The sequence below is a fragment of the Desulfitibacter sp. BRH_c19 genome (assembly GCA_001515945.1).
Lineage (GTDB): Bacteria > Bacillota > DSM-16504 > Desulfitibacterales > Desulfitibacteraceae > Desulfitibacter.
On sequence record LOER01000032.1, the window covers coordinates 93910 to 107988 of the forward strand.

The 14079-nt window shown below is 35.2% G+C and carries 14 protein-coding genes; all 14 read right to left on the reverse strand.

Annotation, left to right across the window (positions count from 1 at the left end; all coding sequences use genetic code 11):
* Positions 1-17: 17 nt before the first annotated feature.
* Complete coding sequence (locus APF76_07575; GenBank protein ID KUO50504.1) at positions 18-743, reverse strand: hypothetical protein; 726 nt, start codon at positions 741-743, stop codon at positions 18-20.
* Complete coding sequence (locus APF76_07580; protein ID KUO50505.1) at positions 727-1713, reverse strand: tryptophan--tRNA ligase; 987 nt, start codon at positions 1711-1713, stop codon at positions 727-729. Before APF76_07580 ends, APF76_07575 begins: the two co-directional genes overlap by 17 nt.
* Before the next feature lie 32 nt (positions 1714-1745).
* Entirely contained in the window at positions 1746-2381 is a 636-nt protein-coding gene (locus APF76_07585) for a hypothetical protein (protein ID KUO50506.1), read from the reverse strand.
* A 2-nt stretch (positions 2382-2383) separates the two neighbouring features.
* A complete protein-coding gene (locus APF76_07590) occupies positions 2384-4987 on the reverse strand; it encodes a hypothetical protein (protein KUO50507.1) in 2604 nt (867 codons plus the stop codon).
* Between the two features lie 322 nt (positions 4988-5309).
* Positions 5310-6620, reverse strand: coding sequence for a diaminopimelate decarboxylase (locus APF76_07595; GenBank protein KUO50508.1), 1311 nt, complete (start codon positions 6618-6620; stop codon positions 5310-5312).
* 185 nt (positions 6621-6805) lie between these two features.
* Complete coding sequence (locus APF76_07600) at positions 6806-7777, reverse strand: 2-hydroxyglutaryl-CoA dehydratase (protein KUO50509.1); 972 nt, start codon at positions 7775-7777, stop codon at positions 6806-6808.
* A complete protein-coding gene (locus APF76_07605) occupies positions 7762-8871 on the reverse strand; it encodes a CoA protein activase (protein ID KUO50510.1) in 1110 nt (369 codons plus the stop codon). Before APF76_07605 ends, APF76_07600 begins: the two co-directional genes overlap by 16 nt.
* Positions 8868-9842: a hypothetical protein gene (locus APF76_07610; protein ID KUO50511.1), complete on the reverse strand. Its 975-nt coding sequence runs from the start codon at positions 9840-9842 to the stop codon at positions 8868-8870. Before APF76_07610 ends, APF76_07605 begins: the two co-directional genes overlap by 4 nt.
* Before the next feature lie 98 nt (positions 9843-9940).
* Entirely contained in the window at positions 9941-11458 is a 1518-nt protein-coding gene (locus APF76_07615) for a spore gernimation protein GerA (protein ID KUO50512.1), read from the reverse strand.
* Complete coding sequence (locus APF76_07620; GenBank protein KUO50513.1) at positions 11442-12017, reverse strand: stage V sporulation protein AE; 576 nt, start codon at positions 12015-12017, stop codon at positions 11442-11444. Before APF76_07620 ends, APF76_07615 begins: the two co-directional genes overlap by 17 nt.
* Before the next feature lie 144 nt (positions 12018-12161).
* On the reverse strand, positions 12162-12419 hold the full coding sequence (locus tag APF76_07625) for a hypothetical protein (GenBank protein KUO50514.1): 258 nt from the start codon (positions 12417-12419) through the stop codon (positions 12162-12164).
* Between the two features lie 97 nt (positions 12420-12516).
* Entirely contained in the window at positions 12517-13293 is a 777-nt protein-coding gene (locus APF76_07630) for an RNA polymerase sigma-G factor (GenBank protein KUO50658.1), read from the reverse strand.
* 9 nt (positions 13294-13302) lie between these two features.
* A complete protein-coding gene (locus APF76_07635) occupies positions 13303-13752 on the reverse strand; it encodes an anti-sigma F factor (GenBank protein ID KUO50515.1) in 450 nt (149 codons plus the stop codon).
* A 13-nt stretch (positions 13753-13765) separates the two neighbouring features.
* Positions 13766-14056 (reverse strand): hypothetical protein, encoded by a 291-nt coding sequence (locus tag APF76_07640; GenBank protein KUO50659.1) that lies wholly within the window; start codon positions 14054-14056, stop codon positions 13766-13768.
* Between the last annotated feature and the right edge of the window lie 23 nt (positions 14057-14079).

A 14079-nucleotide genomic window follows, 5' to 3' on the forward strand; every position in this document is an offset into this window, starting at 1 on the left:
ATACCATCCTTTGTTTTCTAATTTTTCAGGATCGTGATTTGTCCAAAGACATCTTCCTGTATAACCTTGACCTTTTGGAGCTTTGATAGCTCTAGTAATGCTAAAAAAGTAACAATTATTTCTGCAATACTTGGTCGCGATGCAAATAATTCCTGAAAAAGAAGCCGTTGGCGTTTTTTAATGTTTGTTAAGATCACAGCCATCTGATTCTTTATGAAATATTGTTTATGAATGATATGAGCTTTTTCAGGTTCAGTTTCCTTAAGAAGTTTTTCTAGCGCTTTTAAGAGTTCATCTACACCAAGGCCGGTGACGGGAAACTCAGGGAAAAGTATACTAATAAGATGTTCCCTATCTATTGGCCTTGATACTTTTAATCTCTGCTGTTTTTCGATGCCTTTTAATATTTGAGCAGCTTCTTTAATCTTCTTATATGACAGTAAGTGCTGTACCAGGGCATGTCTAGGATCATCATCTTCCATTTCTTCATGTATGATTTCCTTTTTAGGCTTTGGCAAAAGCATTTTTGCCTTAATTGATAATAAAGTAGCTGCCATAACTAAAAAATCACAAGCAAAATCAAGATCAAGCTCATCTAAGTTTTGTATATAAGCTAGATACTGTTCAGTAATAACAGCAATTGGAATGTCATAAATGTTTAATTCTTGTTTTTCTATAAGATGCAGAAGAAGATCTAAAGGCCCCTGAAATAATTCTAGATCTACCTTATAAGTGCATTGCATTTCTTACCTCTTGTAATGTAGCTTCGGCCCTAGCTCCAGCTTTTTCTTTGCCATTTTGCAGGATTTCCTTAACTAACTCAGGTCTTTCTGAATAGTAATTCCTATTTTCTCTATAGGGAGCTAAAGAAACTTCCATCTGCTGTGCTAGTTTCTTCTTACAAGAGACACAACCTATAGTACCTTTTTTACAGCTATGTTCTATTTCTGAAACCTCATCAGAAGTATAAAGTCCATGGTAAGTATAGACCACACAGACATCTGGGTTGCCAGGGTCTGTTTTGTGTATTCTATTAGGATCTGTTACCATCTGTCTAACTTTTTCCTGAAGTAGATCTTGAGCTTCATTAATAGCAATGTAATTGTTATAACTTTTACTCATTTTACGTTTGTCCAATCCAGGCAAAAGCGAAACCTTTGCAAGTGCAGCTTTAGGTTCTGGGAAAATATTGGTATTGTATAAATAATTAAAGCGCCTCGCAATTTCCCGACTGAATTCTAAATGGGGAAGCTGGTCCACTCCAACTGGAACAGTATCTGCCTTATAAACAAGAATATCTGCTGCCTGTAATAAAGGATAACCCAAAAAACCATAAGTAGATATATCTTTACCTTCCTTACTTAACTGCTGTACCTGATCCTTATAAGTAGGGCATCTTTCTAACCAGGAAAGTGGAGTTATCATAGAAAGCAGCAGATGTAATTCAGCATGTTGCTTTACCTGACTTTGAACAAAAACACAACTTTTTTCAGGGTCAATCCCAACACTTAGCCAATCAAGAGCCATTTCATGGATATTTTCTGGAATACTCTCTGTTTCATCAAAGCTTGTAGTCAAAGCATGCCAATCAACTATCGTAAAAAAGCACTCATACTCATTCTGAAGCTTTACCCAGTTTTCTAATACACTCAAATGACCTATATGAAGGCTGCCAGTAGGTCTCATTCCACTTAAAATTCTTCCTTTAACCATATCCATCTTCTCCTTTATCTACATTAATTGAATTAAAACATTCCAAAGGAAGTTAATCTTACAATGAAATCAATTACTAAAAATATTATAGGCCTAATAATAGAACCAATAAAACCAAATAGCAAGAGAACAAGTAAGATAATTGGACCATATGCCTCTAGAGTATGGAATAACTTAAAATTACCTTTCGGTATCAGACCCCGAAGTACCTTGGAGCCATCTAAAGGAGGCAACGGTATCATATTAAAAATTGCAAGCATTACATTAAACCATATTAAATAATTAAAAAACAATCCGAAAGTAAGGGTAGTTCCAGGGATTCCCACAAACCCAAAGAAGTTGTAACCTATACCTGCTAAAAGTGCAATTAGTATATTCATTGCTGGACCTGCCAACCCTACAATCATCATTCCCTTGTCTCTATCAATTCGAAAATGAAAGGGATTCACCTGGACAGGTTTTGCCCAGCCAAAACCAATCAAAACTAACATTAATGAACCCATAACATCTAAATGCTTTACAGGATTTAATGTTAATCTTCCCTGCGAAGCTGGTGTAGGATCTCCTAAAATAGAAGCCACTCTTCCATGGGCGTATTCATGTAAGGTAATTGCTATTAAAATTGCTGGAATACCAAGCAATAGAGCTTCAAGTGAACCAAAAAACATTCTTAATCACCCCCATTTGTCTTTGATGACAGGTAGTCTAATACCCATCTTTTTGCTCCATCTTTATCATGAAATTCTCTATCTAAATATGCCTCTTCAAGTTTTGCAAGAATTGTTTTATATATAGGGCCTGGTTTAACATTTAAATCTTTTAAATCAGCACCCTGTAAAGGAATTGATAGCCTTGATCGCTCAATTAGATAATTAATTATCAATTTATTATAACAGGTCGGTTCCATGGTAGCCATAAAAAGAATAGCATCAAAGGATATCTTTTTAAAAATTCTATGTACGAATCCAGGTGTAATATTATCATGACTCTTAAATATTTCATCCCAGTTTTCCTTACAGTATTTTATATCTCGGATAACCTTTCTATCAAAATTATTTAAGGTATATTTATCTAACTTATCTACCCATTCTTCAGTATTATACAAAACAATTGCCAAATAACAAATCCAAGAAATATTTTTATCAGTACTCTTTAGCAACTTTTTTAAAGAATTATTTAGATTTGCTACTTGAGTTAATTTGCTTTGATTAACGTCAAAGCCAAGAAGATGATACCATACCCTTAGGTAGTTTAATCTTCTTATAGAGTTAATTACATTAGTTTCCTTGAAGAGAATTTTTAATTCATGTGCTATTCTAGGATTTGATACAGATTCAATTAATTCAACAGAATTCTGAGCAAGTTCAAGGGTTTGGGAGTCCATTGCAAATCCAAATCTTTGTTCAAAACGTACAGCTCGCAGAATCCGGGTGGGATCTTCAACAAAGCTTAAATTATAAAGTATCCGAATCTTTCCCTGCTGTAAGTCTTTGTAGCCATGAAAATGATCTATTAAAACTCCATATTTTAGGTTATTAAGCTTTATTGCCATGGCATTGATAGTAAAGTCTCTTCTATATAAATCTTCTTTTAAACTTGATCTTTCCACAATTGGCAATGCCGCTGGATAATCATAATATTCCCTTCTAGCAGTAACTAGATCTATTTTTACTCCATTGATTAATTTCCACTTTGCAGTTCCGAATTTTTTATGACTTGTAACCTTTCCTCCCCAATCACTTGCTAATGCTTCTGCAAACTCAATTGCATCACCATCTACAACTATGTCTATATCCTCACTAGGATAACCCAATAGAAGATCCCTTACTATCCCACCTACCATATACACTTTATAATCAAACTCTTCAGTCTTATTTACAATATATTTTAAAATCTGTAAAAGGTTATCAGGAATATTCTCTTCTAATAAATCCTGAACATTCTTTTCAATAGGTACAGGAAGCACAGTACTATAGTGGTCTCCCTTAATATTTTCACCATGTAAATAGTTTAAAACATCAGTTCTAGAGACAATACCAATTAATTTGCCATCTTCTAAGACTGGAAGTCTTCCAACATCTTCATCAATCATAGTATTTTGAATCTCTTCTAAGGAGGTATCCATGGAAGTTGTAAAGACATTTTTACTCATAAAACCCTTAACAGGGGCATGTCCTAAGCCATGGTGAGCTGCTTTATCCACATCTCTTCTGGAAATAATCCCTATCACTTCTACATCCTTTACCACAGGTAGACCTGTGTGACCATACCTAAGCATAATTTTAGCAGCTTCCTCGATTTTTGTTTCAGGGGAAACTGTTTTTACAGGACTGCTCATAATATCCTTAGCTGATATGGAGGGCTTTAATGTTTTAGTTATTAAACTCTTGATTGTATCTAGGATTTCAATATAATTTCCATCTTTAATAGATGCTGATGCTGCCCTAGAATGTCCTCCCCCACCAAGCTGGGAAATAATTATATAGATATCAAGCATATCAGTATTTGATCTACCAACCACAAATACCTTGTTAGTCATTTCAACAACTAAAAAGAGCGCATGTACACCAGTGACTTCTAGAATTTTACTAGCTAGCAGAGATAATCCACCCTGGTAAGTCTTCTGTCTATTCCAGGCTATGAATATATCAATTCCCTTTATATTATACTCTATACTGTTGACCATCAAAGAATTAAAAAGGCTTTGCTGTTGTCCTAATAGGGGTCTTTCAGAGAATCTAGACACAATTCCAAGGTTAGCTCCCTTTTCCAATAAATAAGCCGCAGCGTGTAAATCTCTTGAAGTAGTATTGGCATAAGAAAAGGAGCCTGTATCTGTATATAAACCAAGAGCCATGATTGTGGCCTCAAATGATGATAAAGGTAGATTGTTTTTACGCATTTCTTCTATTAGTAAGGTAACAGTAGCTCCCACTTCCTCTACTCTTTTAAAAATAACTTTGTTTATTACCACTCCAGAAGGCTGATGATGATCATAGATTATAAGACTAGCTTGCTGTATATACTCTTTGAAATATCCTACCCTGTCTAAATTAGGTGTATCAACTATGATAACCTCTTCAACTCTATGCCAATCTACTTGTCGAGGTGAAAAAAATTGAACACTATCCTTATAAAGAGCTAGAAAATGTTGTACCGAAATACTTAATCTTTCAGGCAACACCCTCTTTGCTTTAGGATATAATTTCCCTGCAGCCACCATGGAAGCAAGACCATCAAAGTCGAGATTTAAATGAGATAAGATAACTTGCACATTAAATCCTCCTGAGTAGATAAGAGTTTTTTCGGACATATAATACTGCATATATAATAGTATACATAAATTTACCAGCAATAACTATGTGATTCCTAAAGATCTTTTCTGAAATATGTATAGAAAAATAAGGAGTACATATAGTACTCCTTATATAGTATATACGTTTGTCCAAATTATTCTATATGGGTAAGACCCCCACTTCTCTATAAGGAAAGGTGACACACCTGTGAGTAGAACCAGGAATGTTCCCAATTTGACTAAATCAGGTGGAGTAGAGTCTCCATCTGATTTCCCGATGTTCAGCTTAGGCTAAATGAGTTCACTTGAGCCGCTCAGGTAATACATCATTTCTTATAAGATCCTCATAGGTTTCTTTCTTGACTATTTCGTCTGATTTTCCATTATATACTAGTACTACTGCCTGTTTTGGTATCCTGTTGTAATTACCTGACATTGCATATCCATACGCTCCAGTAGTTGTCATTGCAAGTATATCTCCAGGATTTAATTCTGGAAGCCTAATATTCCATGCTAGAATATCACCAGACTCACAACACTTCCCTGTTACTGTTACTTTTTCGGTATTAGTGTCATTCATTCTATTAGCAACATATACCTCATATTTTGCTTCATAAAGAGCAGGACGCAAATTTTCATACATTCCACCATCAACGGCAACATATTTACGTACATCTGGTATATCCTTGATAGACCCAACTTTATATAAAGTTGTACCAGCGGGACCAGCAATAGACCTTCCTGGTTCAATAAGAAGCTTAGGAACAGGTAGTGAAAACTGATTACATTTTTCTTTTACTGTACTCATAACAACTTCAGCATAGTTTTCAATACTAGAAGGTTCATCACCTTTAGAATAGTATATCCCTAGTCCACCACCAATATTTAATTCCTCAATAACATAGCCTGTTTCTTTTTCGATGTTCTTCATAAATTCAATCATTACATGAGCAGCATGACCATAAGAACCCATTTCAAATATCTGAGAACCTATATGACAATGGATTCCCTTTAAATCTAAATTAGGTAATTCTAAAGCAATTTTAACTGCTTCCATTGCTTGTCCGTTAGTTAGAGTAAAGCCAAATTTGGAGTCTATTTGTCCAGTTCTTATATATTCGTGTGTATGAGCTTCTACACCTGGTGTTATTCTTAAAATAATAGCTTGTTTAGTATCCATTTCACCAGCAATTCCATTTAAAACCTGAAGCTCATAAAAGTTATCTACAACTATACGTCCTATACCATTTTCCAAAGCAAGCTTTATTTCTTCAAAGCCCTTATTATTCCCATGAAAATATATATTTTTTACTGGGAAATTTGCTTTAAGTGCAGTATAAAGTTCTCCTCCTGAGACTACATCAAGGCCAAGACCTTCTTCATTAATTATTTTACACATTGCAGTTGTAAGAAAGGCTTTACTTGCATATAAAACTTGAGAATTTCCTTTTTGAGAGAAGGCCTTAACAAGCCTTTGGCATGTATTTCTAATTAATTCTTCATCCATCACCCATAGTGGTGTACCATATTTTTCGACCAGTTCTATGGCGTTGCATCCACCTATCTCTAAAATCCCCTCAGAGTTAATTTTCGAAGTACCATGAAGTTTCAAAGTAAATCACTCCTTCTCAATGTCTGTTTTATGATGAAAGTCAGTTGTGGTTTTCTGAAGCCACAAGTGCTCTAAGATGCTATTTATAGCTGGAAAGTGGTTAATTCTTTGCCACCAATAGTAACATAGGCTATCTTGGGTGTCAATAATAATTCTTCTCAATTAGCCCGACTTCGAGTAGTAAATCAGGAAATTTGTGTTTTCATAGTGCTATTTTCCCATTTGCCGCATCTGTCGCCCCATCTTGCTAAAATAACATCTTTTTCAAAAATCTGTATTATTTCACAACAGTTAGCACAGCCATTACATTCAAAGCTACTCGCTTGGTAATCAGCTACTGCAGATTCAAAACCTTTGAAGCAAGTGTTTTCACCTTTAGTAGTTTCTTTCGCTAGAAGGGCACTTCCTATTGCCCCCATGACATCATAGTAATCTGGTACAACTATCTCACATTGTAATTCTTTCTTAAAAGCCTCTATCATTCCGAGATTGGCAGCTACTCCTCCTTGAAAAACAACCTTACTTTGAATCTTTTTCCCTTTACCAATATTGTTTAAATAATTACGTACAAGAGCTTCACATAGACCTGCTACAATGTCTTCAAGGGAATGTCCCATTTGCTGTTTATGAATCATATCAGATTCTGCAAAAACAGAACATCTACCAGCAATACGGACAGCACTTTTACTTTTTAAAGCTATCTTTCCAAATTCCTCAATAGGAAGTTCAAGTCGTGATGCCTGTTGATCCAGGAAGGAACCAGTTCCAGCTGCACAGACTGTGTTCATTGCAAAATCAGCAACCACTCCATTTCGTAATACTATTATCTTTGAGTCTTGTCCTCCAATTTCAATTACTGTTTTTGCATCTGGTACCATCGTTGATGCTGCAACTGCATGTGCAGTAATCTCATTTTTAACTACATCTGCTCCGACCATTAAAGCCGTTAAATTTCTTGCACTTCCAGTTGTTCCTACTCCCATAATTGTTAAGTCTTCTGCCATTTCTTCCTGTATCTTAAGTAATCCTTTTTGAACTGCTTTTATTGGTTGTCCCTGGGTTCTAATATATAGTTTGTGTAATACTTCATTTTCGTTGTTAATAACCACCACATTTGTACTAACAGAACCTACATCTATTCCTAAATACCCATACATGAAGTTATATCCTCCTTCTTCCCTAAGAACTTATTTCTATATATCATATCTGTAAAAGCTTCTAACCTAGTAGTTAGCCCTGCTTTACCAGTTTGTTCGTCAACATAGATTGTCATCGCAGGGATACCAGTATCTTCACTAACCTTGAATAAAAGTGTCTGTGCTACTATTTCAGGCATACATGTTAAAGGTGCGATTTGTATAATTCCATCTACTTTATCATTTAACTCTACTGCATGGCCAACTGTCTCTCTCCCATGACCTCCTACGAAATAATTTAAATAGGGGGCTGATAGCTTTCTTGCTTCCTTTGATCCCTTGATGGGAAGTATTCCCCCAAAAAGATGATCATTAATCCATTGACTTAAAAATAAGGGCCTATAAACCTCTACCCCTAACCGTCCTAAGATTTTTTCTATATCAAAATTCACAAATGGTTCTAAAACAGTATAGATTTCTCCCACAATTGCGACTTTGATAACAGGTTTATTCTTATACACAGGTATCTGCTTGAATTGGTCTATGTAATAATTAGCCGTCTTCTTTACCTGGGTTCTTGCTTGACACTTGTCCACATCAACTAAAAATGCCCTGAAAATATTGTCTGCCTCTCCAGGATTTTTTTGACTGGGTCGTATTTTGTGGACTTCACGCTCCATCTGGTCAATAGCATAAGTTTTATGCCAGGAGAGATAGATGCTTTTTATTGCTTGCGACCATGATGAGTGCATTAGATATTTTACCTTATCCCAGACCTCCCCAAGATGAACATCTGGGGGTTCAAGAACTATCATTTCCATGTGATAACCTAAGTCTTCTAAAATTTCTCTTTGGATTTCGGCATAATACCCAAATCGACAAGGGCCTACTCCTCCACCCATAATTATGGTATCCGCTCCCAATTCTGCTGCTTCAAGATAGTTTCCTAGATTAATTTTTAGTGGGAGACAGGCAGATTCAGGGGAATATTTTGTTCCTAGGTTTAAGGTTCTTTTTGTACATGGAGGTGGTACAATTACGTCCAATCCAAAACCTTCAAAAATAGTCTTGCCTGTAATATAGAAATACCCCATGTGGGGAAAAGTTACTTTCATACAGCTTCTCTCCTTTTTAGCATATCTAAAAAGGCTTCCAAACGCGTATTAATCCCAGCTTCTCCTGTATGTTCATCTACTGTTATTAGCATAAATGGAATATCGCTTTTTCTAATCAAATTCTCTGCTAGATGACCAATAATAGAATCTGGACCACAGCCAAAGGATGCAATATAGATAATACCTTCTACCCGGTTATTTTCTATAAAATCATAAAGAGAACCCATTATTCTCTTTCCTAATGTCCAAAAGATCTTCTTGCGTAACCTGCTGCTGTACTTATCAATTAGATTATTTTCGACCATTTCAGGACTTATAACGTTAAATTCATTTCCTCTTAATTTTTTAATAATATTCATGCTTAGATATTCATCATATAGATTATACCCATGTCCTAGGATGGCTAGTGTTGGCGCATTTTCTATATAAACCTCTTCTACTTCTTTATTGCCGCTAATTATTTTCAAAGCATCAACTGGGGTTAATTTCTTTTTCAAAAGGTTTTCATAATCTGTCTGTACTGTTGTGGCATTAAGCCATGCCTTATCTGCAATTTTATGATGGATTCCTAATCCATTTGCCATTTTTACAAATATAGTCTTATGATCTTGCTCCTGATTTTTTTGCAGACAGATGGTAGGTGTTAACAATTTTACTTTTTCCTCAAAGGCTGCTTTGATCATGTCTGGTAACCCCATAAACTTGGGACAAATGTATGCTTTAGGCTCAATACTAACAATTCTTGGACAAAAGATGTAATCTGCCTTGGAAATTAGATTTGCTACATGACCGAAATAGATTTTTACTGGAAAACAAACTTCATCGACAGTTAGTTGGACTCCCTTTGTTGCTATATTTTTGTTAGTGGTGTTTGAAACTACTACTTCATAACCAATCTCTTTAAAAAATGTAGACCATAAAGGAAAGTAATAATAATAAAATAGTGATTGTGGTATACCTATCTTTGTCATAACATCCTCCTGAAATAAATACTTTTTTTAGTATAAGCATAAAGAAACCCAAATATACTTGGGTTTCCATAAATTGCCTTCTAGATGATCTTTTAATTTTATTTATGTTTTTTCTTCTTTAGCTTTGGTTTAAGTGCAGGAGCTGGTTGCTGTCTATCCTTATCCTGAGGATGTATAATGCTTAGTCTAATATTATGTAATGGCACGGGACTTCTAAATACGACTGCAAATAATGCCTTCAAATTTAATGGTATCAAAGGCCACATATAGGGAACTCCGAAGCTTTTGGTTAATGCTATAAAAATAAACGCAAGTAATGTAGCACCTAAAAAACCAGGTAGCAGGAAAAGACCTGTGGCGACAAGAATAAAAATTCTCACTATGGTATTAGCTAAACCCAGTTCAAAACTGGGGGTTGAAAATATACCTACTGCAGATACAGCCGCATATAGTATAATTTCAGGTGAGAATAGTCCTATTGTTATGGCAATATCTCCAATTAGTACTGCAGCTATCAAGCCTAGTGCTGTAGCTAGTGATGAGGGTGTATGAGTCGCTGCAATTCTCATCAGATTAATCCCTAATTCTGCAAAGAGGGCTTGAATAAAAAGGGGGACATTCCCAGTTTCCTCAGGTCCTATAAACCTTAAACTTTCTGGAAGTAATGTTGGAGTAAGAGCAAAAAGCAACCATAAGGGTAGTAAAAATATAGACATGAAGACACCAATGTATCTTCCAAGTTTTAAAAAGCCACCTAATAATGGCCCTTGACGGTACTCTTCTGCATGCTGCAGATGATGAAAATATGTAACGGGCAAAATCATTACACTAGGTGATGTATCAACAACAACAAGGATGTGTCCTTCTAGTAAATGTACGGCTGCCACGTCCGGTCTTTCGGTATAACGCACCTTTGGAAAAGGATTCCAATAGCTACCTGGCGTTATTAGTTCTTCTACTGACTTTTCAGCCATAGGTAAGCCATCAATATCTATCAGTTCAATTTTTTCTTTAATAGATTTAACTGTATCAGGATTGGCTATATCATCAATATACATAATACATATATCAGTTTGAGATCTTCTGCCCGCTTGCATAATATGAACCCTTAGCCTGGGATCTCTAATTCTTCTCCGGATTAATGCTACATTAAATACTATTGTCTCTACAAAGCCATCCCTAGATCCCCTAATTACCCTCTCCAAGTCGGGTTCTTGAGGTCCTCTTACTGGATATTCTCTAACATCTAAGATTAATACTTTATCTGCACCTTCTATAACAATTGCCATGGCTCCTGAAAGTACGGAATACATAATCTTATCCATTTTCTCTTCGGTTTCAGCTTCTACATAATGGATATGCTTCTTAATTAATTTTTCCAGGGAAAATGGGCTTATTTCTGATCGTTCAAGGTTTTCTAGAGTTCTAGTAATTTGTGTAACTATATCATCCTTAACAAAACCATCAATAAAAAACATACCAAATTTATGCCCAGCAAATTCCATTTCTCTGTATATTACGTCAAAATTATCATCAACAGCAAGACTTTTCATTAGGTAGTCAACATTTCTAGAATAGTCTTTGGTAACATTAACCTTGTCAGCCTTTTCGGACATGAAATCCACTCCTAGCAAGTATTTCTTCTACAGCTTTTAATGTAACTTGATTGCCATTTCTACTACTATCGAAGCCTTTCATTTTACCAGTATCCCCAGTTCCAACAACTATAGGCACATCTTCTTCTTCTAGTATTTCGACTGTATCACCAGATAAACCACCGGCTGTTGGGTAACCATCCTTGTTGACACTACCTTCTAGTACATGTCCATATCTATCTATGGAAATATCAACATCTACTTTCTTAGTAAGTTGAGTGTTAGACGCAACTGCTACTACGCCTAAAACCTCCATATTTGGATCATTTATAATATAATCCATGGCCCTTTCACCACTACCCTGTCCAACCTCACCTTTGTCATCGAGCATTACTAATATTGGATCAAAAGGCGTTTCCATTATTAGTTTAACCAAATCTTGACCTGTTACCGGCGTTGGATTACCTGCTGAAAGGGAGATACACCGCCCACCAACCTGCTTTGCTACATTTTCAATGGCCTTTCTGGCAACTTTATCTCCATCAGTTATTAAAATAACTTTCCTTTTATTCTTTTTCATATCATCATCCTAATTCTTTATCCTATTAGCTATTTTTTCTTAGCATCGGTAAAATATTCAGAGAGAATAAAAATAGCAATAGACTGCTGAATTATTTATTTCAACAGTCTATTGGCTAAAAATTTAAAGCTTAAGGAGAAAGAATTAAAGGATGTCACCTTGATATTGATGATGATACTGCTGCTGCTGCTGGTTTATCTGCCCTCTTTGTGTAGCATAGGCAATTTTAACGTTTGCTTTATAATCCGTTAATTGTCCATTTACTACATCAGCAGTAAGGTTATAGATTTCCACACCTGTAATGTTTGGTACTTCTCTAGATGCTTCATTTACCGCTTGCTGTACGGCATCTTTCCAACCAGAATGTGATTCACCAACTAGTTCTACTACTTTTACATGCATTTTAAAATAAGCCTCCTTTATTAGTTTTTCCCTATTATTATTGCCATGGATAAATTATATATGCTAAAAAAAGAACCATCCCATAATTTATAAATCTTTAGGAAGGTTCTTTTAAAATATTTTTTATGTTTTTTAGTGCTTGTCTCTCAATCCTAGATACCTGAACCTGTGATAAGCCTACAATATCAGCTACTTCCATTTGTGTTTTATCATGAAAAAAGCGTAGTAGGATTATTTGTTTATGTTTTTGAGGTAAGTGTTTTAATACTTCTTTAACAATTATTTTATCAAACCAGGCATCCTCACTTACTTTACTGTCACTTAACTGATCTACCACTAGTATAGGGTCTCCTTCATCTTGATACAAAGTATCATGAATAGAAGTCGTAGATTGTACTGCATCCAGGGCAGTAATTATATCTTCCTTTGGAATATCTAATTTTTCACTTAGTTCTATTAGCGTTGGTTCTCTACCTAGTTCTTTTATCAATTCTTCTTTCATCCTATATGCTTTAAAGGCTGTTTCTTTAAGTGAACGGCTTATTTTTATGGAACTATCATCCCTTAAGAATCTACGTATTTCCCCAAGTATCATAGGAACAGCATATGTAGAAAATTTAACCTGATAGTTTAGGTCAAACTTATCAATGGATTTCATTAAACCTATAGTTCCGATTTGGAAAAGATCTTCAAGGTCATGTCCTCTATTCTCAAATCTTTGTACAAGGTTGAAAACTAGTTTTAAATTACAATTTATCAGACGCTCTCGAGCTTCCCCATCTCCTTCTTTAGTCTTCTTTAGGAGCTCTTGCATCTCCTTATCGGATAATAAAGGAAATCTAGGTAAATTCATCTCAGACAATCTAGACCCCATACCTATCACCTAATTTTTTAAAGTATTATTAATTCGTTTCTCCATAATAACCTGTGTTCCTGAACTGAGCTTTGAATTAACAGTTAAAGAATCCATGAAAGAGCACATAAACACAAACCCTAATCCCATTCTTTCAGGGTCAGAAGAATAAGCTGGCTGCACAGCTTCGTCGACATCCTCAATACCTTTACCAGTATCCTCTACCTCTATCTGTAATCTGTCTTCGTAGCGAATAATCTTAACTTTTATTATTCCTTCTTCTGAATTATCATATCCATGAATTATAGAATTTGATACAGCTTCAGAAACTGCAACTTTAATTTCTTCTAATTCATTTAATGTTAGGTCATCTTGTGCTGCAAAAGAAGCTACTGCTACCCTGGCTAAACTAACATTCTCCTGGAGACTCAGAAACTCCATTTTCAATGAATTAAAAATTATATCACTCTTTTTAGTCATTTAAATAATCCTCCTATATGTCCATTTGTTGTTCTGTAACTTTAAGTAATCTCATTATTCCAGACAATTCCAGGACACGTTTTACTTGAGGTTGTACTTCTTTTATGTATATTTTCGTTCCTGATGGATGTAATTTTTTGTATCTACCAAGCAAAACACCCAACCCTGAACTATCTATAAAATTAACATTTGAAAAATCCAAGATCAAATCTTTTCCTGGATTTTTATTAATTAATTCATCCAATTCTGTGCGAAGCTTGTCCGCCACCCTTAAGTCTAACTCCCCAGCAATAGTAATAACCATACTGTTATCCAATACCTCTATAT

What these genes read in the sequence shown, in the direction of transcription:
- APF76_07625 (KUO50514.1), bottom strand. Translation starts at nt 12,419, where the DNA reads ATGCATGTAAAAGTAGTAGAACTAGTTGGTGAATCACATTCTGGTTGG.
- APF76_07605 (KUO50510.1), bottom strand. Translation starts at nt 8,871, where the DNA reads ATGAAAGTAACTTTTCCCCACATGGGGTATTTCTATATTACAGGCAAG.
- APF76_07635 (KUO50515.1), bottom strand. Translation starts at nt 13,752, where the DNA reads ATGACTAAAAAGAGTGATATAATTTTTAATTCATTGAAAATGGAGTTT.
- APF76_07620 (KUO50513.1), bottom strand. Translation starts at nt 12,017, where the DNA reads ATGAAAAAGAATAAAAGGAAAGTTATTTTAATAACTGATGGAGATAAA.
- APF76_07580 (KUO50505.1), bottom strand. Translation starts at nt 1,713, where the DNA reads ATGGTTAAAGGAAGAATTTTAAGTGGAATGAGACCTACTGGCAGCCTT.
- APF76_07575 (KUO50504.1), bottom strand. Translation starts at nt 743, where the DNA reads ATGCAATGCACTTATAAGGTAGATCTAGAATTATTTCAGGGGCCTTTA.
- APF76_07585 (KUO50506.1), bottom strand. Translation starts at nt 2,381, where the DNA reads ATGTTTTTTGGTTCACTTGAAGCTCTATTGCTTGGTATTCCAGCAATT.
- APF76_07610 (KUO50511.1), bottom strand. Translation starts at nt 9,842, where the DNA reads ATGACAAAGATAGGTATACCACAATCACTATTTTATTATTATTACTTT.
- APF76_07630 (KUO50658.1), bottom strand. Translation starts at nt 13,293, where the DNA reads ATGGGGTCTAGATTGTCTGAGATGAATTTACCTAGATTTCCTTTATTA.
- APF76_07615 (KUO50512.1), bottom strand. Translation starts at nt 11,458, where the DNA reads ATGTCCGAAAAGGCTGACAAGGTTAATGTTACCAAAGACTATTCTAGA.
- APF76_07600 (KUO50509.1), bottom strand. Translation starts at nt 7,777, where the DNA reads ATGTATGGGTATTTAGGAATAGATGTAGGTTCTGTTAGTACAAATGTG.
- APF76_07640 (KUO50659.1), bottom strand. Translation starts at nt 14,056, where the DNA reads ATGGTTATTACTATTGCTGGGGAGTTAGACTTAAGGGTGGCGGACAAG.